This window comes from Mesorhizobium sp. M1A.F.Ca.IN.020.04.1.1, assembly GCF_003997315.1.
GTDB lineage: Bacteria > Pseudomonadota > Alphaproteobacteria > Rhizobiales > Rhizobiaceae > Mesorhizobium.
This window is the reverse complement of record NZ_RZSN01000030.1, coordinates 19,882-40,871: the sequence shown is the minus strand read 5'-3', so window position 1 is coordinate 40,871 and position 20,990 is coordinate 19,882. Positions and strand designations below refer to the sequence as shown.

Sequence of the window (20,990 nt, the reverse complement as noted above, 5' to 3'; positions counted from 1 at the left end):
GATTCGGGTCGGCAGCAGATAGAATCCGGCGGTGGGCGCCAGCGATGTCGCCATCACCGCCATTACGAAGCTGCAGAGAATTATCGGAAGAAGTGTCGTCAGCCAGCGCTTCCCGATGTAGCGATAGATTAGGAACATCAGGATTGGGGCGAAGATGTAGTACTGCTCCTCTACGGAAAGCGACCAGGTGTGCAACAGTGGTCGAAGCGCGGCATCGATCGAGAAGTAACTTGACGTTTTCCAGAAAAAAACGTTCGACCAGAAGGTCGAGGCAGCTATGATGCTAAGACCGAATTCGCGCAGATCCGATGGCAGAAGAATGAACAATGCGGCAATGCAGGTGAGAAGCATCACAAAGACGAGAGCCGGCAGAATGCGCCGGGCACGGCGCCAGTAGAAGTTGACGATCGAAAATTGGCCGCGTTCAAGGTCATCCAAGAGGCTTCCGCTGATCAGGTAGCCGGAGATGACGAAGAAGATATCGACCCCGCTAAAGCCACCCGGGATCGCCGAAATTCCGAAATGAAAGAGTACGACCGGAAGTACAGCAACAGCCCTAAGGCCCGCGATATCGCGCCTATATTGCATCCAGCGGTTCCTTTGATTTTAGATCAGGACGAGATTGGAAGCTTTCAATCTCCGGTAGGAGTGCTGCCAAGATAAGGGCCGGTATCAGCCACCTTTATCCGTCCCGAATGTTCTGTAAGTGGCAACTGGTACAGAAGCACGATCGCCATCGCCGGACTTGACGGCCTGATTGTCGAGCAGATCGCGCGGATCGTTGACCATCACGGCCAGGTTAAATCCTGTCGAACAACCAAGCGGCTGTTTGAAGGATTCTTCATTGGGTAAGGCACCATATGAGGGACAGACCGGCGGACGGGCGTGATAGACAATCGCCTCAATTCGCACTGAGCCGGCGTCGTGTTGATCGAGCAATTGAATGTTGTCTGCTTCGATTGCCAACTGCCTGGCCTGATGGGCTACCCCTGCGCTGAGCTGGGGCGAACCGCTGATGAGGAGGTGGAGGGCATCGAATCGGCCGCGACTGGCCTTGTTTAGGAAATCACGCAAACGCTGCCGTTCGGAAGCGCGCAGGCTTTGCAACGTCAGGAGGGTGGTCTCCTCTCGGACAAGCATTGATGCCGATGGTTCGACATCAACTGGCGTAGTGCTTGTGCAGCCACTTACGCTTGGTGCCAGAGCGACAAAGAGGACTATAAAACGCAACATCATTGGACGACACTATTCGATGATGAAGCCGAGACCGCCCTGGGCGCTTGGCGCGCCCGCACGGATAGCAGCGCGGTCTCGCGGGGGACTTGCCACGGAATTCGTCGGAGCGCCCCCTCCGTTCAAAGCCGGTGCCGCCCGCTCCGTAGGTGCGCTCATCTGGTTTGGGTTGGAGCCTGGTCTTACAATGTAAGGCGTAACTAGAATGACCAGTTCTGACTCCTCTTTTTGAAACGAGGACGAGCGAAAAAGCGGTCCCAGGATCGGCATTTCTCCGAGCCAGGGAAAGGCCCTGACATCATTGTTGACGTTCCGCCTGATTAGACCGCCGATTGCGAAGCTCTGCCCACTGGCGAGTTCGACGACCGTATCGGCTCGGCGCGTGGAAACTGCCGGCACGGAAATTCCGTTGATTTGCACGGCACCTTGCGTCGACAGTTCACTGACTTCGGGCGTTACGTGAATGTTGATTTGATTGTTGCTGAGAACTGTCGGCACAAATTCCAGACTGACGCCGAAGTGACGGAATTCAACCGATACCTGCCTGTTTTCCTGCAGGACAGGAATGGGAAATTCGCCGCCAGCTAGAAAGCTGGCTTTTTCACCCGACATAGCGGTGAGGTTCGGCTCAGCCAGGACGGAAGCTATATGCTCCTTGGCGAGCGCGTCGAGAACCGCGCTGACGTTGACGACACCGTTGTCGAATCCGATTTCTGCTGTACCGCCACCCTGGGTTGAACCAGATCCAGCGCTTGCACCGCTTCCGCTTAGAACGCCCACTTTGAAATTGCCGATTTGACCGAAGGCGGACAGGTTGACGCCAAGTGACTTCATGGCGCTGCGTGAGACTTCGGCTACGCGCACGCTGAGGTTAACTTGCAGGGATCCAGCGACCTTGATGTTGTTGACGACTTGCGCTCCGTCGCCCAGATATTGCTCAGTGACTCTTTTTGCGGTGTCGGCGACCTCTGCGTCGGGCGCCGTCCCGCTAAGGATTGCGCCGCGCGGCGTATAGTTGACGCGGATGGGATAGTCGCCGACCTGCTCCCGCAACATGGCGCGTAAATCCCCGATCGGTTGCGTGACAACGATACGCAATTCGGCGAGAGGCTCGCCGTTGCCGTCCAAGGCGAATAGGCTGGTCCGCCCCGATTTCTTGCCAAAGACGAAGATTGTTTTGCTCGATGGTGCCTGAAAATCCGCGATCGTCGGGTCAGCAACAAAGATGGTCGTGGCTGGCGCGGGCAGATGAACGGTCTCCCCGAGCGAAGAGGAAAGGGTCAGCGTGGCATTGATGCTATTCGAAGCCGCACGCGGCGCGCCTTTGTCCTGCTTGTTTTGCGCCGCGACACCAAGTGGGAAAGTCACAATAAGCGCGCAGAGGAGATGGCCCAGGTAACGGGGCACTGCAGGTCTCGGAACCTTGATGGCGATCGCCCGCCAATTGAGCGCAGGGCAAGGATGTTGAAGGATCAGCAAAATAGATCTTCTTTCGATTCGACAAACTATGCGGATGACGCGTCAGTCAATTCTAGAATGTAGCCAATGCCACGGATGGTCTTGATCCGTGGCGTTGCACCTGATCTGGTCAGATGTCCACGTAAACGATAGATTCCGACTTCAAGCGCGTTGGCAGACACGTCGTCGTTGAACGAATAGAGGTGATCTTCCAACTGCGCACGGGGCACGATGCGGCCTGCCCGGTTAAGCAGATGCTCTAGAATACAGAGTTCGCGACGTGCGATCATCATTGGGTGCCCAGCAACGAAAACCTGCCGGGCGACCGGATCGAAGTTGAGATTGCCAAATACGAGCCTCAGGTCGGTCATCTGTGACGCCCGGCGCAGAATGGCTCTCATTCTGGCGATAAGCTCATCGGTAGAGACGGGTTTGAGCAGAAAGTCGTCCGCACCACCGTTGAAGATCGCAATTCGCTTATCGAGATCGTTAAGGCTGCTCATAATGACGGCAGGAACTGAATGCCCGTGGGTCCTCAACTGCCTCAGCCAACCCAAGCCATCGCCATCTGGCAGAGCCAATTCCAGCAGGAGAATTTCATAGCTGGCGCAAGAAAATGCACTCGAGGCCAGTTCCAGAGTACCAACGACATCAACGACGAAGCCGCCATCCCCGAGCGCAAGTCGCATGGCGCGCGCAAGATCCGCATGATGATCCACGAGCAGCGTTCGCATTTCATCTCCTATCGAAGAGAGACGCGTCACCGGCGGCCATCTGATCGGAGCACACGGCGCGCAACTCGTCGCATCTCTCGGAACAGGTCCGAGTTGGAGGGACATGCAAGTCGCTCGGTGGCAATAGGCGCGGGTGAGGACCAACTGACGGGCTCAAATACGCCGGTCGGCGAACCCACGACGCCAGCAACCCGCGTGCGATTTCTCGTTGCATCATCTCTCCTACGTGCAGCCCCTGCGCTCGCAAGGCAGCGTCGCGGCCCAGAGCCCGATTCCCACAGAGGGTAGGGTTAGCTTTCGAGAAACTGATTGAACAAATCGATTATTTGGATCGAATGCATCCACGGTATGGATGCAGCGCCGCATCTTCAACGACTGCGGCTTCCTGATGGATTGTTGTGTCTGTCGTGCTATGCTATTTTCGCTGTCCTTCAAGGCTGGCGAGTCTGGTGGAACCTGCGCGTCATTGGCTGTGGTAGCTTGATGCTCAAAAATGGAGCGCCCCGCGGAAAGCCGCTCTCAGATTTCCAAAAAGCCTTGCTGGTCCAAAAGAGCACTTCGCGTCTCGACACCAAAATGGGCGAGGAAAACTGACGTCTGACAGGGATGTGTATGCAACAGCCGATTTGCGGCACCAGGAAACGACCGCGTTCAGGCTGGAGATCGACGACCAACGGCTCCTCGATTTCCGCATTCAGGCCACGACGATCGACCGCTTTCCAAGCTCTTCCTGTGCGGGCGGATGCCGGCAAACAGCAGCACAGGGTCAGGGAAACCGCGAGCGGGCCTGCTTGATCGCCATGATCACATTGCCGCTGTTGCGCGTGCGGACCGGAATGCATTCGGTCCAGCCGGTGGCAATTTCGGTCAGCACCATCGTCTGCACGAAGCTCCCCGACCAAGACGTGCCCGAATGCGCTCAACAAAGCCGGGCGGCGGATCTTTCCAATCGCCGAAGGTGCGGGCTTGCACCGAGCGGCGAACTGCCGAACTCATTCCTGCCCGGCGGCGCTGGCCGCCGCGAGCGACGATGCGGACCTCAGCCGCTCCGAAGCCTCCCACAACACGATGAGCGCCTCGCGGACATCGCTGCCGTAACAGCGGCTGCGGCTCTTGCCCGCAGACGGCCTCTGCTCACGACGGTTCATAAGACGGATCGCGCGCGCTTGCGATAATAGCCGATTACCGCCCCGAACTCATTCAGAATGCGCCGCTTGTCAACGCCGCGATAACGCTCCACGATCGCCGCTTCAGTTCCGACCGTGTCGCCATGCTGAGCCGCGCCATACTTCCCCCGAACCGGAATGGCACGACCTGTCCAATGCGGCTCGTTGCCTTCCTTAATTCGCTGACCGGAAAGGTACCGGAAGTCGTCTAACGCATCTTACCCGCTGAAACGGCGGCAACACCTCGACCTCAATCGCAGATCTTAGGAAATAGACGATCGCGTGGGGGCCTGTGAGCATCCGTTCACCGGGTTTCCGTCATCGGCTGAGGCGAATTGCCACCATCGACCGTTATCGGATGGGCCGCGATACGTCGCCGTATCATGATTAGGGGGCGCACCTAGCGGAGCCATAGCTCTCCACCCAGCCATGTTCCCCTCGTTGGAAGATGTCCGGCGGACCAGAGGGGTGCTGTCCCGTCAGCTTTTCCTGAAGAGCGGCCAAGGCAATCCCTACCAATCCATCACCACCTTCCCCGAATTGCCGCTCTTCATCGCCTCGAAACCGTCGAGGTAGTCATCGACCCCGATGCGGTGTGTGATCAGGCCCGATACGTCGAGAGGACCCTGCACCAGCGCGATCATCTTGTACCAGGTCTCGAACATCTCGCGGCCGTAGATCCCTTGAGATGCAGCATCTTGAAGATGACCTTGTTCCAGTCGATCTCGAAGCCGGTCGGCGCAATGCCCAGAATGGCGATCTTGCCGCCATTGTTCATGGTATCGATCATGTCGCGGAAGGCGGGGGCTGCGCCCGACATTTCGAGGCCGACGTCAAACCCCTCGGTCATGCCGAGCGCCGGCATGACGTCGCGCAGCTTTTCCTTCGAGGCGTCGACGACATGCTGGACGCCGAGCTTTTTCGCCAGTGCCAGCCGCACCGGGTTGATGTCAGTGATGACCACTTTGCGCGCACCGACGCATTGGGCGACGAGCGCGCCCATGATGCCGATCGGCCCGGCGCCAGTCACCAGCACGTCCTCGCCGACCAGATCGAAGGACAGTGCGGTGTGAACGGCATTGCCCAAGGGATCGAAGATTGCGGCGATCTCGTCGGGCACATCGTCGGGAATCGGCACGACATTGTGCTGCGGGATCGCCAGATACTCGCCGAAGGCGCCCGGCCGGTTGACGCCGACGCCGAGTGTGTTGCGGCACAGATGCCCTCGCCCGGCGCGACAGTTGCGGCAATGGCCGCAGACGATGTGGCCTTCGCCCGATACACGCTGGCCGACCTTGTATTCGGTGACCGCTGCGCCGAAATCGGCAACGGTGCCGACGAATTCATGGCCCGTCACCATCGGCACCGGCACCGTCTTCTGCGCCCACTGGTCCCAATTGTAGATGTGCACGTCGGTGCCGCAGATCGCCGTCTTCTTGATCTTGATCAGCACGTCGTTGGGGCCGATTTCCGGCACCGGCACCTCTTCCATCCAGATGCCCGGTTCGGCCTTGGCCTTCACAAGCGCCTTCATCATGTTCGACATCAGGATTTCCCTATTCCGTGATTGCGCTTCTGGCGAGATAGCCTGCACAACGGGAAGGTAGGCCACTAACTCGTTTGAACGTCCGGAATGGTCAGCCCCGCCTGCTCGGCCTCGCGGCGCAAATTCTGACGGGGCCTGGGGCCGATCTGCTGGATCACCAATCCGGCTGCCAGTGAGCCAAGGTCGCCGCAGGTCTGCAAGTCACGGCCTTGCGTGTAGCCATGCAGGAAGCCGGCGGCATAGAGATCGCCGGCGCCCGTCGTGTCGATCAGCTCCTTGATGGCGGTCGCCTTGATCACCACGGTCTCGTCGCCGCGCACGATCACCGAGCCTTTTTCCGATCGGGTCACGGCGGCGATGCGGCAATCCTTGCGAATCTGCGCCAGCGCTTCGTCGAACGACGCCGTCTGGTAAAGCGATTTGATCTCGTGGCTGTTGGCAAAGACGATGTCGACGGTACCCGAACGCATCAGCTCGAGGAACTCGTCGCGGTAGCGGTCGACGCAGAACGAATCCGACAGGGTCATCGACACTTCGCGGCCTGCCGCGTGCGCCAGCATCGCCGTCTGGCGGATTGCTTCCTTGGCGCGCGGCGGATCCCACAGATAGCCTTCGAAATAGGTGACCTTGGCGCCAGAGGCCTTGTCCGCCTCGACATCCTCAGGCCCGAGCTCGACGCAGGCGCCGAGATAGGTGTTCATCGAGCGCTCGCCGTCGGGCGTGACGAAGATCATCGAGCGCGCCGTCGGCGGTTCACCCTTGAGCGGCGTGGTGTCGAAGGCGACGCCTTGCGCATGGATGTCGTGGGCGTAGATTTCGCCCAGCGCATCGTTGGAGACCTTGCCGAAGAAGGCGGCGCGGCCGCCAAAGCTGGCGACGCCGGCCGCCGTGTTGCCGGCGCTGCCGCCGGAGGCCTCGATCGCCGGACCCATGCGGCTGTAGAGCAGCTCGGCGCGCCTTGTGTCGATGAGGTTCATCGCTCCCTTGATGATGCCGTTGGTCTCGAGGAATGCCTCGTCGCACTGGGCGATGATGTCGACAATGGCATTACCGATGCAGAGCACGTCATAATCCGCATCAAAATCTCCGCCAAAAACCCGAGCCGGCTTCTTGCCATGCCGGCCGGGCGTGGTCTCGCGAGTTGAAATGGGTTGCCGCATGCGCTTGATCCAGCCGCCCTCACGCAGCTGCCGGTCCTGCTTCACGCAGCAAATCGTCAGCTTTGTCCGTCTTCTCCCAGGTGAACTCAGGCTCTTCACGCCCGAAGTGTCCGTATGTCGCCGTCTTGCGGTATATCGGGCGTAAGAGATCAAGCATCTTGATGATGCCTTTCGGTCGGAGATTGAAAACCTCGAGAACAAGGCGCTCGATCCTTTTTTCCTCGATCCTTGCGGTTCCGAAAGTATTGACCATGACAGAAACCGGACTGGCCACGCCGATCGCGTAGGCAAGCTGAACCTCGCAGACCTCCGCAAGGCCGCTGGCAACGATGTTCTTCGCGACATACCGGGCGGCATAGGCCGCCGAGCGGTCAACCTTGGATGGGTCCTTGCCCGAAAAGGCACCGCCGCCGTGACGCCCGGTCCCACCGTAGGAATCGACGATGATCTTCCGTCCTGTGAGGCCGCAGTCGCCGGCAGGCCCACCGACCACGAACCGCCCTGTTGGGTTGACCAGAAATCTGATCCCCGAAGTATCCAGGTGGGCCGGCAGGACCGGTTTTATGATCTCCTCAATGACGCCTTCGCGTACCGTGGCTTGTGAGACCGCTTCGTCATGCTGCGTCGACAGGACTATGGTATCCAGCGCCACCGGGCGGAGCCCTTCGTAGCGTACGGACACTTGAGATTTCACGTCCGGACGCAGCCAGCCAAGCTGTCCCGCTTTCCGGACCTCGGCCTGTCTTTTCGTCAAATGGTGAGCGAGTTGGATCGGCAGGGGCATCAATGTATCCGTCTCGTTGCATGCGAATCCAAACATGATGCCCTGATCCCCTGCCCCCTGCCCGAGATCCTGCCCTCGTCCTTCATCAACGCCCTGGCTTATGTCGGGCGACTGCTCGGTGAGGGCCAGAACGACGGCGCAACGTCGACCATCAAAGCCAATCGCATCATCGTCGTAGCCAATATCGAGTATCGTATCGCGGGCGACTTGGCTGTAATCGATGTGGGCATGGCTGGTGATCTCGCCAGCCACAACGACCATCCCCGTCTTCACCAACACTTCACAGGCGACGCGCGCCTTCGGATCGGTGCGCAGGACCGCATCGAGAATGGCATCGGAGATGTTGTCTGCCATCTTATCGGGGTGTCCCGCGCCGACGGATTCGGAAGAGAACACGAACTGCCTGGTCATAAAAATGCCCTCGCTTCAAGTGCTGGAGTTAGTGAGGAGTTTCTGGATTGGGGTGGCTTATCGGTCGGGGATGCCGGGAACATCGAACGCAGTGCAGAAGTCGGCAACGTCTCTTCGTACGCTCGCATGAACTTCCTGGTCATCGGGCTGGCGGCAGACCGAGTCGATGAAAGCGGCGATCTGCACCATCTCCGTTTCGCGCATGCCCATGGACGTCACCGCTGGTGTCCCTAAGCGGATGCCGCTTGTCAGCGCCGGATGCCGCCGGTCGCCCGGGACCATATTGAAATTCGCAATGATGCCTGCACGCGATAAGCGCTCCGCATAGGCTTTGCCTGACAGCGGCCGGTCCCGAAGATCAAGGATCAGCATGTGATTGTCAGTGCCCCCGGTGACGAGTTCATAACCTCGCTCCAGAAGCGCCTGGGCCAGAGCCTTGGCGTTGTGGACGATCTGCTGACCGTAGACACGAAAGGACGAGTTCGCTGCTTCCTGCAAAGCGACGGCAAGCGCGGCGATAGTATTCATATGCGGTCCGCCTTGCAGAAGAGGGAACACGGCGCGGTCTATACGTTTGGCCAGATTGTGTTTGCTCTTCGGATGATGGAGGGGCTGATAACGGTCTTCATTCCTTGATAAAATGAAGCCACCCCGGGGACCGCGGATCGACTTGTGAGAGGTGCTGGTGACCACATCGCAATGGGGCACGGGGTTCGGATGCACTCCTGCGACAACCAGGCCGCTGATGTGGGCGATGTCAGCCACCAGATACGAGTTCACCTCCGAAGCAATTTCGGCCATTGCCGCGTAGTCAAAAATACGCGGATAAGCAGTTCCGCCGACCCAAATTAGCTTCGGGCGTTCCCGCTTGGCGGTCTCGCGCAAGTGGTCATAGTCAATTTGCTGTGTCTTTTCGTGCAGCCTGTACGGGACGCGCTGATAATCGCTGCCGGAAAAATTGACGGACCAACCGTGAGTCAGATGGCCGCCTTCGGGTAAAGGCAAGCCCATCACTTTGTCACGGGGGCTCAAAAGCGCGCGATAGACAGCCTGGTTGGCTGGCGAGCCTGAATAAGGCTGGACGTTGGCGTGTTCACTGCCAAATAGCGCTTTCAGGCGCTCGATCGCGAGGGTCTCAAGCTCATCGACGATCTCGTTTCCGGCGTAGTAGCGCGCACCGGGGTATCCCTCGGCATACTTGTTGGTGAAAATCGACCCGGTCGCTTCCAACACCGCCGAGGAGGCAAAGTTCTCGGAGGCGATCAGTTTGAGAGTTGTCCGCTCCTGGCGCTCCTGTCTTAGAAGCAGTTCGCGAACGCGGGAGTCGACGGCGGCTAAGTGAGGCCGCCCGTAAGTGTCGGGCTGCGCGATGGCGCCGCCGGCGGAGTTATCCATGGTAGTCGCGCTCCATTTGGACTGATCTATTTCACGATCAAGCAGGCGGTCCCTTCAACCGCGCGTCTTGTATTGCTTCCAGGCGTTGTAGGTCTCTTTTATGATGACCATCATCGTGGGGCAGGAGATCGACCACCAATTGAGCCAGCCCGCCATCCTTGCCTCCTGCTTGCATATGGTACGAAGACTGCGGACGTTGTTCGTTGCAGCAAAGAAAGTTGGCTCTGACCAGCCGCCGGACGTGGCGTCGAACCTGCTCGCGAGGCAGACTGGTAATATCGGCCAGCTCGCCGACGGTTAGATCCGCATGCGCGCAAAGGCCCAGGATTCGAAGGCGATCAAGATGCGCTGCCGTCCTTACGCGATTTACCAGTGTCAACATTGGTTGGCATCAACCCGGACGGGATGCAGCAAGCCGCTAGCCCTTCTATCCCCATCAATCCGCATGAGATCTCTTCTTGTCATTTGCTGTAAATCCGCTGGTATGGATGCTAATGGAAGATGGATCACAGTCCTTTCTACGACTAAGACGCCAGATATTGGGGCTAATGTACCACCTGACAGGAGACTACGCTCACGAACATTATGTGAATTTTTTTTAACGTTGCTGAGAATCAAGGGTGAGGTTTGGCGAATGTCTCGCCGTCGACTGTCGAATCCTGCCCGACGGGATTATGGGGTGCGTAGCCTGCTTGTCCTTTCCACATGACCAGCGACGATGGGGCGAAGGCGGCAGACATAGCTCTGGAGCATGCTGCGGTGTCTTTGGCCTGAAGCCGAGGAAGGCGGACCGTGGCTTCCGCGCCGCTGCCGGGAGCCCCCGAACAGGCCAAGTGGATCAGCCGGGTGTTGCCGTCATAGAGCGTGAGACCCAAAGCTGGCCAGCCGCGCCCTGAGGCTGACGCACCGCTCAGCGTCCACCTTGCTCTCGAAGCCCATCGGCATAGCGCCGATAACGACTTGACCGCGTGCGTGTCGACGAGCGATCGGTGAGCGCAAGGATCGAGGGTGCAGTGCAGGATAATGCTGTTTTAGCGCTGTTTTCAGCCGACTGCCTTGAGCGTGGGCACAAGGATATAGGCCGCAGGAGATCATCGTCTGGCTGTTCGGGAGGCCGCCCTGGGCGCGCGACAGCCGTTCCTTCGGCTGCGCCAGCTCCGCCACCATCCGCGCCGTGCCTTCCGGAGACCATTCCCGCTGCCGGCCGGCGCCCGTGAAAACCTCGACCCGGCGCACCGGCTCGAGATGGCTGGGCTCAGCGTAACTCTGAAGTCGTCATATACCGAAGCCTTCACAGACTTCGGACATCTCCCTCACAGTCCGATCAAGATGGCGTCAGGAACACCGCTTGCGTTGATGCGGATGAACCCCTGCTTGTGCCACAATGACCCTTATCTCAGCGCGCGAGCCAAAGCTTCCGCGCAAGGCGACGGCTAGGATAAGGCAATGCCGACGAAGGGCACATTGCTTGCCACACTCTGGAATGATGGCATGCTCGGAAGGCCTAGGTTTTGCTCAGGGCCGCCTGCAAGGCGCGCTTGGAGGTTATTCACATAGCCTTCTGCGTAGTCCTGCGCCGTCGAGACCGAAAGATCAATGCCTGCCGCCAAGGCCTCTTCCATCAGGTGCTTTACGAGCCCATTTCGAATGGCCAGCTTGACCTCGGGGCCTGCGATAAGGCCGATCGCCTGCGCGGCCATATTGAGGCCAGCTTCCTCCAGCGCTCGCTTCATATCGCCTCCGTTAATGGCCGTACGCAGGAGATTGGCTGCTTGCGACTCAGCCTCGAGAACCATCGAGGCAAGATCGGCTACTTGTCCGAGGCCCGGAATGAAGCTGAGCAGTCCCACCGCCGTTGCCGCCAAGTCGAGCACTTTCGTCTCGATTTTGAGCACGGAGTCGACGACGTGCATGACGGCCCCGCCGTTCTTTTTGGCTGACTTAATGTCAGGCTGGTCCATCAGGCCCATCTTCATGTCCGCGACGGCATTCTGCTCTTCTGCGGTTTGGGCGCCGTGGGTGATTGGCTGCTGAACGTTGCGGTTCGCAGACGACATGTTTGTGCAAAAATGGGCAAAGTCTTTTTTGCTGATATTGCCGGAATCAACCGTATGCCCGCCGCCAAAGTCGAAGAATTTATGATGGGTCTTATAGCCCGTGATCGAATTGTTCAGGAGGCCAAACAAAAGAGGATCTGAAAGGAGCTGAGAGGCTGCTTCCCGCACTTTCGGATCAAGGCTCTTGTCGTCTTTCATTTTCGCCAGTTTGTCGCGAGTCAGAACACCGCTTCCAAAGAACGTGTCCTGATGGTCCTTGATCATCTCGACCGTATTCAGCTCAGTTTGCGTGAGGCTCATCGACGATGAGGCGACTTGCAGGAAATCCTCTTTGTGCATCTTCCCTTTCGAGCCACCGCACAACTGGTTCCAAGCATCGGGGTGATCGAGGAAATATTGCGCCGCCGCAATGACCTGGGGCGGAAATTTGCCGTTTTTCGATTCGCCGCCGACCATTTTCTTGAACTCATCCAGACTCAGGTCCTTGGACAGATTTTCGGAGTACCGGTAAAACTCCCGCAAGGCATCGCTCAAGGTCATGACCGAAGGCTGCAAACCTCCGCTGCCGTCGGATGGTATGTAGTTCTGCTCGTAGCTTTGCGCTTGGGCTTCCTGAAATGCAGCAACTTGTGGGTGGTGGTTTGAAAATCCGGCCAAGTCCTTGGCGTTGATCTTGCCTCCACAGCGGCCGTCGCCCTGCGAGCCAATCGCATAAAAAAGTCCCGAATCCTGCTGCAGTCCCTTGATCGCCGCTTTCAGATCCGGTGGCGTAGAGGGATCATTGGCTTTCTCGGTCAACGACTTCCAACTAAGCGGGCATTGGTCCTTGTGACGGTTGAGTACCGCAACAATCTGCAACTCAGCCGTGGTCAGCGACCCACCGTTCCACGTGATTCCGGGGCTCGGCCTGGGAGCCGGCTCGATCTTCGGGGTGACGCGGAGCAGATGTTGGGCTTCAGTCGCCTTGGAGCGTTGCGATTGGTCCTCCTTGAGAGCCGCCCTCATATGTGGCGGCAGCAGATCCAGTGGGTGTTGCTCCAAGCCCTTCAATGTCGATTCGACATCCGGTGCCAGATGGCCCAAAGGGTCCTGCCGCAATTTATCCATTGTCGAATCAAGATTCGACGTTGGCAGATCCCCTTGCGCGAAAGAGCCGGGCTTGTTTGCCAGCACACAAGTGGACAGCATCGCTTCGAAGCACGATGCACTTTGCTGATGCTGGGTCGCAAAATGGGAAACTTTCAGGCCCGGCCAACCCCTTGCGGACTGTAGCGAATTTGAGCGGTAGAAAGTTGAAAGATTGCTGGCCGACATTGTGCATCCTCAGACGTGACGTTGAAATCCCCACAAGAGACCCCGACAGAAGATCCCTTGCGTTTCACAAAATTCGACAATTCCAAGCGTCGGCAGGTCACGAATGCGCCTGCCCTGCCTTCAATTGCTGTGTTCCGGGCCGGCTCCAAGGTTCGGTCCAACACAATGGCCGGAGTCACCGCGAGAGCTGCCGGGACTCATCATGAGCGGATTAGCTTTCGAGAAACTGACGAGTTTGCGAAGAGTTCACAAAGGGGTAGCCGCAGTCATGTTCTTCAGAGCTGCGGCAAATCCTCAATGTTCATTTCTTGCCCAGCTCAGGCTTCCCGCCAACGCTATCCTGTTGTGGGATGTCAGAAGAATAAGAAGCATCCGGTCGTCCGTCGCGAACGACCGTAGTGGAGGAGCCGCGAAACAAGATCAGCACTGATTCCTTTGGCGTGGCCGCTATGTGAGTCTGCGCCTGCGCCTCCGCCACCAAGCCGTTAAAGGTCTGCTCCACGAGTGCGACGAAGCGCGGTGGACCGGAAACGAAGACGAGGCCATTGCCTGGCACGGGTTTGACTACATAGCGCTCGTCGGAGATATCAAGCTTGTCGAGAGCCCCCTTGAACGCATCGAAGCGAATCGACGTCATCAAAAGCATTCGAGTTTGCGATTCTTGTGCAGCAGACACATAGAGCACAAGGCCGTCATAGTACCATTGGAGACCGTAAAGGTTCGTCAAGCGGTCGAGGAACGCGCGCGGTGGCAAATCAGGCATACGTCCGCGAATTCGCCCCTTCACCGCAGGACTGATGTTGACCCTGATATTCAGGTTGTTGCCGAATTCCTGCAACGCTGCAGCGAGTTCCTGATCCAGAACCGTGTATCTATAGGGTGTCGCCGGAAGGGACAGCGGGACTGCGTGCGCCGGGTGAATCCCGGTGGACAGAAAAAACCCGGCACAGAGAAGTCTCAAAACATGCAGGGTGACGGGTTGGATAAGCGTTCTCGGCATGTCGCACTGATAAACCAAACGCTGAAATCATCACAAGTGACTAAATTGCCGAAGAGATTTTAGATGTCGAAATGACGCCGCCGTTAGTCAGCTTGTTGTCAGCTTGCCCCCCTAGGAGTGTTGCGCCGACACCGGGTGATGAATGGGCGGGGCTCGCCCGGTCAGAGAGAGCAACCGAGTCCTTACATGATGATGCCTGTCACGTCGATCTCTGCCACTCTAACGGCTGGCCTCCCCAGGGTCGGATCACCGTCGATTGTCGAGCAGGCCCAGTTTGAGCGCGCCTTAGGGCATGCAGCCGACTCGCTGAAAAACGATGCCGCCGCGGGGCCAGCGAGTGCGGCGCCAGTTGCTGCGGCGATGGATGTTCAGCGCGCGGCTGCGCCGACGAGCGGCATGGGCGATCGCGTGTTGCAGACGATTTCCTCCCTATATCCACACAACACTGTTTCCTTCCCCGCGCTCGACCATGACATAGCCCTTTCGAAGGGCGCTCTACCGGGACCGGCGCAGAAGCTTCCCGTCGCAGGTGAGGCGGGAACCGGAATCTCGGGCATTCCTCAACAAGGGCAAGACTTCGAAACGATGATGGCTGGTCTTCGGGATGTTTACAACGGCGTCACCCAGGTGGCGCTTATCTCCAAAGGCGTCAGCGGCATCACATCATCCGTGAATAAACTTTTGAAGGAAGGCTGAACCGGGCGCATGATTGGCTTGGCCAAGGGCGAAATCATGCGTGGCCTGTCAGGGTGGCGGTCGATTAGACTTGTCATGCTGCCAGTTCTCGTCGCCCTCAGTGCTTGCAAAACCGACCTCTACACGCAATTGCAAGAGCGTGAGGCAAATGAAATGCTCGCACTTCTTGAAGACAACGGGGTCGCCGCGATCCGGGTGGTCGCCAAGGATGGGACCAGCACGATCCAGGTTGACGAAAAGCTGCTCGCCTTCTCAATCAACCTTCTGAACGCCAAGGGGTTGCCGCGCCAATCCTTCAAGAACCTCGGTGAGATATTCCAAGGATCAGGCCTGATTGCCTCGCCGACCGAAGAGCGTGCCCGTTACGTGTATGCCCTGAGCGAAGAGTTGTCGCGGACGATCAGCGATATCGATGGCGTTTTTTCTGTACGTGTTCACGTCGTGCTGCCGCATAACGACCTTGTGCGAGCCGGCGCCACGCCATCCTCGGCCTCGGTGTTTATCAGGCACGACGCCAAAACAAATGTCGCGGCTCTGCTGCCAAAGATAAAGATGCTCGTAGCCGACAGCATCGAAGGCTTGTCCTACGATAAGGTGGAAGTGGTTTTGGTGCCGGTAGAACGGTCCGCACACGAGCAACGGCCCGATCCGACTGCTGTTTTGCCACAAGCATCAATACCTCTTCCTGCGCCAATTCTGGCGACCGTGACAGGTTTTGCCGCAGCCGTATTCGCCTTGGCCTGTTATCTCTTGGTCAGCGTTGTTACGCGTCGGCGCAAGCAATCAACCGGCGTTTCCAAGGTCGAGGGGCGCCGGGATGCTTCTGCTGTCGAGGCCATTCGCAAAAGAATGCCTGCAATTGGACGTGGGTGACATCTCATTGCAAATGCCTATACAGACCGCCCGACCTGATGGTCCGCACCAATTGCGTTTTCCGGGCGCGAGCGAGCTTGCGGCTTCGGCCCATCCGACCCGTCTAGCGGCGCGTCTTGATCCGGCGTTATCGGCAGAAACGTTAGTGAAGTTGCAGAAGTGTTCCAGACTGCATCCAAGGCTGGCAGAATTGCTGGGCAACTATGACGTGGATCTGAACCACATCGGCTGCAGGCCGGACCTTCTACGCGGGCACGATCCATATCGAGCTGCCCTTCTTGCTGGTAGTATCTGGCATGCCCGTTCGCTGGTCGCGTTTGTCTCTCAGCCTGAGCTTGCCATCCTTGTTAAACGCATCGGCGTGGATGCACACGCATTCGGAATCCGACACCTGCTGCATGCCGTTGAGAACAGACTGATCGCGGACCCAGAAAAACTCGCTCAGCAAATCGAATACGATGGACATGCATGTCTTGGGGCTTGGCTCCAGGACAGTTCAGCGACCGAGCGTAACCGCGTGCTTCTTCGGTTGCCCGAGGGGACTGCCGCGGAGACTCCAGCACCTGAGCATTGGACCGCCGCCGGCCAATTGCTTTCACTTGTACTAGCTCATTTTGAGACAGAGACCCCGGTGAAATGACAGCCGAACTTTCCGAGGGGCCAATAGCGCCGCAGATGCGTCCAGTCGGACCACTGATACCCGCGAGCGAGCTCGAAACCTGGCACAGCGCCGCGCAAGCGCTTGCCGCGGCAGAACGGCATCGGCAGCGCGTTCGAAACTGGGCACGCGCCGTTTACCAGCGGGCGTGGGCGCGCGGCCACATGGAGGGCTCGAATGCAGGCACCGAGGAGATGGCAGGGCTGATTGCGGAGACAATCTCCGAAATCGCGCGACGAAAGGCGGCTCTGGAGCAGGAATTGCCGCAGCTCGTGATGGAAATATTGAGCGATCTTATCGGCGCTTTCGATCCGGGCGAGCTATTGGTGAGGGCTGTTCGTCACGCCATAGAGTGTCAATACAGCGGCGCCGAAGTTTGCCTTCATGTTTCTCCCATGCAAGTCGACATGCTTGCACGAGAGTTTGCTCGATGCGACGGCCAGGATGGTCGACCAAGGGTGCGGATCGAGCCCGACCCGACGTTGTCGCCGCAACGGTGCGTGCTGTGGAGCGAGTACGGCAATGTCGACCTGGGACTTGACGCCCAGATGCGCGCGCTGCGCCTTGGTTTCGGGACGCTCTGTGAAAAAGGCGAGCTATGAGAAAGCCCGTCCCAGAACATAACGCTGACGCCGACACTCGAGCTCTCGTTCCAGCAATCTCGTCGTTGAGGGCTGCGGCCAAGCGAATTGACACGCGTGCGGTGCGGGGTCGGATCACGCGGGCTATCGGCACACTGGTTCATGCCGTCTTGCCAGACACTCGTATTGGGGAACTTTGCCTCCTAGAGGACCCGCGAACCGGGCTGTCGCTCGAGGCCGAGGTGATCGGCCTGTCGGGTGATGGTGTATTGCTGACACCGATCGGGGACTTGGTGGGCCTATCCAGCCGCGCAGAGGTCGTGGCCACTGGCCGAATGCGTGAGGTGCCCGTCGGCGGCGATTTGCTCGGTCGCGTGATCGACAGTCGTTGCCGCCCATTGGACGGCAAAGGCGAAATCAAGACCGTCGAAACTCGGCCACTGCATGGCAGAGCCCCCAATCCGATGACGAGGCGCATGATTGAGCGGCCATTCCCGCTTGGGGTCCGTGTCCTCGATGGTCTGCTGACGTGCGGCGAGGGCCAGCGGATCGGGATTTATGGCGAGCCAGGTGGTGGCAAGTCGACGCTGTTGTCACAGATCGTAAAGGGTGCCGCCGCTGACGTCGTCATAGTGGCGCTCATAGGCGAACGTGGACGGGAAGTTCGTGAATTCATCGAAAGGAATCTTGGTGAAGAGGGCCTTCTCCGTACGGTCGTCGTGGTTGAAACCTCCGACCGCTCGGCGGTGGAGCGTGCGCAATGCGCTCCAATGGCGACTGCGCTCGCGGAATATTTTCGCGATCAGGGCCTACGCGTTGCTCTCATGCTGGATTCGCTGACGCGCTTCTGCCGCGCTATGCGCGAAATAGGCCTTGCTGCGGGTGAGCCGCCGACGCGACGGGGCTTTCCTCCTTCCGTTTTTGGCATGCTGCCAGGCCTGCTCGAGCGCGCCGGCATGGGTGAGCGGGGCTCAATCACGGCCTTCTATACGGTGCTTGTAGAGGGTGATGGCACAGGTGATCCAATCGCCGAGGAATCGCGTGGTATTCTCGATGGCCATGTCATCCTCTCACGCGCTATTGCGGCGCGATCGCATTTCCCCGCTATTGATGTGCTGCAGAGTCGCAGCCGCGTCATGGATGCAGTCGTTTCGGGGACACATCGCAAGGCAGCATCCATTTTCCGCGAGCTCCTATCGCGCTATGCCGAGACCGAGTTCTTGATCAATGTTGGCGAATACAAGCCAGGTGGAGATCCCCTGACTGACCGGGCCGTCGCGTCAATCGACGAACTGAGGGAGTTTCTGCGCCAGAGCGAAGATGACGCGTCAGATTTCGAGGAGACGGTCGCATGGATGTCGCGTCTGACCGCGTGAACTGGGTTCAGTCTTCGAGGTTACGGCTTCTGAAGGAAATGCAAGAGCGTCGTGCCCTTGGCGAGCTGTCCAAGAAGGAAGCCCAGCGCGATGTGGCCGCCTCAGCCGTACAAAATGCCGCTAGGGAGCTTGCAATGATACAGCAACATTGTTCAAGAACAGAAGCAGCGCTCTATCAGCATCTGATGTCACTCGACAACTTGTCTAGCGCAGCGCTCGACCGTCACCGCCTTCACACTGAACAGCTTGCCGCTGAGATCACTTCCAGACGGCAGATGCTTGATGATGCCCAAATCGCTCAAGAGGAGGCTGAGATGGCGGCGTCCAGGACGAGGGAGCTATGGGTCATATGTTCGGCGGCAAGGGACAAATGGCAACAAATCGAGGACGACGTGCGGCGCGCCGTCGAGACTCATTCGGAGGCCGCAGCCGAGATCGAGGCCGACGACGAGATACTGCTGAAATATGCGAGGGGGTCGCTTGCCTAAATGCCGCGCAACCGGATCCGACAGTCGCAAGAGGTCGTCCGAATGACACGACCGTGCAGTCTTTGATAGCCGCTGCGGTCACACCCGCCATGTTCGAACCAGTTCTGAAACTGTCCCGCACGGTTGTCTCGTGGCTCAATGATACAGCAGCGCCCCGCACGCCGTTTCAAAGCCGGATCAACGAGGTGCCGCTATCGGTGCGAACGGCAGGGCTTGTCTGGCAGCAGGAACCTGCTGCCATTCCGATGCTTGACTGCGTCTGGAGAGTGGGAGCCGAGACGGTCATCTTGTCGCTGTCGCGCCCGCTCGTAGAGGAGTTCATCACGACAGTGCAGAACGGCTTGGCCTTCCCTTCCGAGCCAACTGCTTCGCTTATTCTCGAACTCGCTCTTGAGCCGCTTGTCACTCGACTGGAGGAGACGACGCGTCTGAACGTGCAACTCGTGCGCGTATGCGAAGCCACGATGCTGGCTCCTCATCTTGAACTCGACATCATTTTCGGCGCGGTCAAGGGCAAGGGCCGTCTATTCCTGTTCACGCCTCTTGACGGCTTAGTACCGCCTGCGTTTCGCGCGCTAGGCGAACTGCTTGCCCAGTTGCCGCGGCAGCTGGGCGGGCTGCCTCCAGAGCTCCCGCTCATTGTTGCAGGAGAGGTCGGCACGCTTCGCCTTCCTGCGGCGCTTCTTCGAAGCGCATGTGTCGGTGATGCATTGTTGCCCGATATTGCGCCGTTCGGCCGCGGCCAGATCACCCTAGCTGTCGGCCAGTTGTGCGCCGGGGCGGATCTTGACGGCGATGAATTAATCTTGCGGGGGCCTTTCCGCCCGCGACCGTGTCCTTTGGAGAATGCGCATATGACACAACCCGGATCGCAACTGGAGCTTACTAAGGATCTCGACGATGTCGAGATCGTGCTTGTCTTTGAATGCGGCCGCTGGCCTATTTCTCTTGGGGAATTAAGAAGTGCCGGCGAAGGGCATATTTTTGAACTTGGATGGCCGATCGACGGCCCGGTCGACATAGTGGCCAATGGTCAGCGTATCGGGCGTGGCGACATTGTCCGCATCGGAGAAGAGCTGGGCATCAGGCTCCGTGGCGGGTTTGCATGCAATGAGTGAAGCTCAGCCGACAATCCTGGCGCTTCTTGCGGTTACCGCCGGACTCGGTCTGCTGGTTTTAGCAGTTGCCACGACAACGGCCTTTGTAAAGGTATCAATTGTTCTTTTCCTCGTCCGCAATGCGCTCGGGACCCAGACCATACCACCCAATGTGGTGCTGTACGCCGCGGCGATGATCCTCACTATGTTCGTTAGTGCGCCCGTTGCTGAGCAGACCTATGACCGCATGTCGGATCCCAAGCTCCACTATCAGACATTCGACGACTGGGTAAGCGCCGCTAAAGCCGGAAGTGAGCCCTTGCGCGAGCATCTCAAGAAATTCACAAATGAAGAGCAGCGGCGATTTTTCCTATCTTCGACAGAAAAGGTCTGGCCAGAGGAAATGCACGCTGCAGCCACGCCTGATGACTTTGCAATACTTGTACCATCTTTCTTGCTATCAGAATTGAAGCGCGGATTTGAGATAGGATTTCTACTTTATCTGCCTTTTATTGTTATAGATCTGATAGTGACAACTATCTTGATGGCAATGGGTATGTCGATGGTCTCACCAACTGTTATATCTGTCCCGTTCAAGATCTTTTTGTTTGTTGCCATTGATGGTTGGTCAAAATTGATGCATGGGCTTGTGCTGAGTTATACGTTACCGGGAGGCTGATCATCACTGAATCCAGCATCATTACTCTTATGAGCCAATCACTGGTGGTTTTCATGATCTGGATTCTACCGCCGCTCATTGCATCAGTGGTTGTCGGCCTCGTCATCGGCATCCTCCAGGCGGCGACGCAGATCCAGGATGAAAGCTTGCCGCTCACCGTGAAGCTTCTGGTCGTTGTCGCGGTGATTGGGCTGTTTGCTCCTGTGCTAAGCGCCCCGCTCATAGAGCTAGCCGATCAGATCTTCACCGAGTTTCCCGCAATGACACTTAGCTACTAGTCCGCC

At 58.3% G+C, this 20,990-nt stretch carries 20 protein-coding genes and 1 pseudogene; 10 read left to right on the top strand and 11 right to left on the bottom strand.

The features are described from left to right. From EOA49_RS09390 to EOA49_RS09375, 4 genes are all read right to left on the bottom strand, one after another. Positions 1-588, bottom strand: a 588-nt coding sequence (locus EOA49_RS09390; RefSeq protein WP_164749206.1) for an acyltransferase, incomplete at its 3' end; no start/stop codon positions are given. 84 nt (positions 589-672) lie between these two features. Beyond that, on the bottom strand, positions 673-1,233 hold the full coding sequence (locus tag EOA49_RS09385; protein WP_236473720.1) for a CpaD family pilus assembly lipoprotein: 561 nt from the start codon (positions 1,231-1,233) through the stop codon (positions 673-675). A gap of 12 nt (positions 1,234-1,245) precedes the next feature. Next, the gene (locus EOA49_RS09380) at positions 1,246-2,667 is read right to left on the bottom strand and encodes a type II and III secretion system protein family protein (protein ID WP_051695798.1); all 1,422 of its coding nucleotides are present in this window, start codon (positions 2,665-2,667) and stop codon (positions 1,246-1,248) included. Positions 2,668-2,738: 71 nt separating this feature from the next. Then, positions 2,739-3,425 (bottom strand): response regulator transcription factor, encoded by a 687-nt coding sequence (locus tag EOA49_RS09375; RefSeq protein WP_029354874.1) that lies wholly within the window; start codon positions 3,423-3,425, stop codon positions 2,739-2,741. Positions 3,426-3,734: 309 nt separating this feature from the next. Here EOA49_RS09375 and EOA49_RS09370 point away from each other — a divergent pair, with 309 nt between their 5' ends. Beyond that, a complete protein-coding gene (locus EOA49_RS09370; protein WP_126089914.1) occupies positions 3,735-4,019 on the top strand; it encodes a hypothetical protein in 285 nt (94 codons plus the stop codon). Between the two features lie 1,084 nt (positions 4,020-5,103). Here EOA49_RS09370 and tdh read toward each other — a convergent pair. The 7 genes and pseudogenes from tdh to EOA49_RS09325 form a co-directional block, all read right to left on the bottom strand. After that, a pseudogene (tdh, locus tag EOA49_RS09360) lies at positions 5,104-6,137 on the bottom strand (L-threonine 3-dehydrogenase). A 65-nt stretch (positions 6,138-6,202) separates the two neighbouring features. Further along, positions 6,203-7,297: an adenosine kinase gene (locus tag EOA49_RS09355; protein WP_245316490.1), complete on the bottom strand. Its 1,095-nt coding sequence runs from the start codon at positions 7,295-7,297 to the stop codon at positions 6,203-6,205. Between the two features lie 19 nt (positions 7,298-7,316). Then, on the bottom strand, positions 7,317-8,492 hold the full coding sequence (gene metK / locus EOA49_RS09350; RefSeq protein WP_063169265.1) for a methionine adenosyltransferase: 1,176 nt from the start codon (positions 8,490-8,492) through the stop codon (positions 7,317-7,319). Positions 8,493-8,549: 57 nt separating this feature from the next. Beyond that, positions 8,550-9,887 carry a serine hydroxymethyltransferase gene (gene glyA / locus EOA49_RS09345; protein ID WP_091595829.1) on the bottom strand — a complete coding sequence of 446 codons (1,338 nt, stop codon included), beginning with the start codon at positions 9,885-9,887 and terminating at the stop codon, positions 8,550-8,552. A 37-nt stretch (positions 9,888-9,924) separates the two neighbouring features. Further along, the gene (locus EOA49_RS09340; protein WP_091595831.1) at positions 9,925-10,269 is read right to left on the bottom strand and encodes a helix-turn-helix domain-containing protein; all 345 of its coding nucleotides are present in this window, start codon (positions 10,267-10,269) and stop codon (positions 9,925-9,927) included. 1,051 nt (positions 10,270-11,320) lie between these two features. Then, a complete protein-coding gene (locus EOA49_RS09330; RefSeq protein ID WP_236370748.1) occupies positions 11,321-13,132 on the bottom strand; it encodes an HrpF/NolX family T3SS translocon protein in 1,812 nt (603 codons plus the stop codon). A 427-nt stretch (positions 13,133-13,559) separates the two neighbouring features. Next, complete coding sequence (locus EOA49_RS09325; protein WP_091595837.1) at positions 13,560-14,258, bottom strand: secretin N-terminal domain-containing protein; 699 nt, start codon at positions 14,256-14,258, stop codon at positions 13,560-13,562. 186 nt (positions 14,259-14,444) lie between these two features. Between EOA49_RS09325 and EOA49_RS09320 the strand changes: the two genes are divergently transcribed. The 9 genes from EOA49_RS09320 to EOA49_RS09280 all read left to right on the top strand — a co-directional run bounded on the left by EOA49_RS09320 (position 14,445) and on the right by EOA49_RS09280 (position 20,984). Then, complete coding sequence (locus tag EOA49_RS09320; protein ID WP_095521281.1) at positions 14,445-14,954, top strand: nodulation protein NolB; 510 nt, start codon at positions 14,445-14,447, stop codon at positions 14,952-14,954. Between the two features lie 9 nt (positions 14,955-14,963). Next, positions 14,964-15,827 carry a type III secretion inner membrane ring lipoprotein SctJ gene (sctJ, locus tag EOA49_RS09315; protein WP_095521257.1) on the top strand — a complete coding sequence of 288 codons (864 nt, stop codon included), beginning with the start codon at positions 14,964-14,966 and terminating at the stop codon, positions 15,825-15,827. Then, positions 15,820-16,467 (top strand): nodulation protein NolU, encoded by a 648-nt coding sequence (locus tag EOA49_RS09310; RefSeq protein ID WP_329609620.1) that lies wholly within the window; start codon positions 15,820-15,822, stop codon positions 16,465-16,467. Before sctJ ends, EOA49_RS09310 begins: the two co-directional genes overlap by 8 nt. Further along, a complete protein-coding gene (gene sctL / locus EOA49_RS09305; protein WP_095521256.1) occupies positions 16,464-17,087 on the top strand; it encodes a type III secretion system stator protein SctL in 624 nt (207 codons plus the stop codon). The genes EOA49_RS09310 and sctL overlap by 4 nt, the downstream gene beginning before the upstream one ends. Continuing rightward, positions 17,084-18,442: a type III secretion system ATPase SctN gene (gene sctN / locus EOA49_RS09300; protein WP_024505372.1), complete on the top strand. Its 1,359-nt coding sequence runs from the start codon at positions 17,084-17,086 to the stop codon at positions 18,440-18,442. Before sctL ends, sctN begins: the two co-directional genes overlap by 4 nt. Next, entirely contained in the window at positions 18,418-18,930 is a 513-nt protein-coding gene (locus EOA49_RS09295; protein ID WP_091595843.1) for a hypothetical protein, read from the top strand. Before sctN ends, EOA49_RS09295 begins: the two co-directional genes overlap by 25 nt. Positions 18,931-19,019: 89 nt before the next feature. Beyond that, positions 19,020-20,048 carry a type III secretion system cytoplasmic ring protein SctQ gene (gene sctQ, locus EOA49_RS09290; protein WP_187331393.1) on the top strand — a complete coding sequence of 343 codons (1,029 nt, stop codon included), beginning with the start codon at positions 19,020-19,022 and terminating at the stop codon, positions 20,046-20,048. Beyond that, complete coding sequence (gene sctR / locus EOA49_RS09285; protein WP_029354851.1) at positions 20,041-20,706, top strand: type III secretion system export apparatus subunit SctR; 666 nt, start codon at positions 20,041-20,043, stop codon at positions 20,704-20,706. The genes sctQ and sctR overlap by 8 nt, the downstream gene beginning before the upstream one ends. A 2-nt stretch (positions 20,707-20,708) precedes the next feature. Then, positions 20,709-20,984 carry an EscS/YscS/HrcS family type III secretion system export apparatus protein gene (locus EOA49_RS09280; RefSeq protein ID WP_024505375.1) on the top strand — a complete coding sequence of 92 codons (276 nt, stop codon included), beginning with the start codon at positions 20,709-20,711 and terminating at the stop codon, positions 20,982-20,984. The last annotated feature ends 6 nt before the right edge of the window (positions 20,985-20,990 follow it).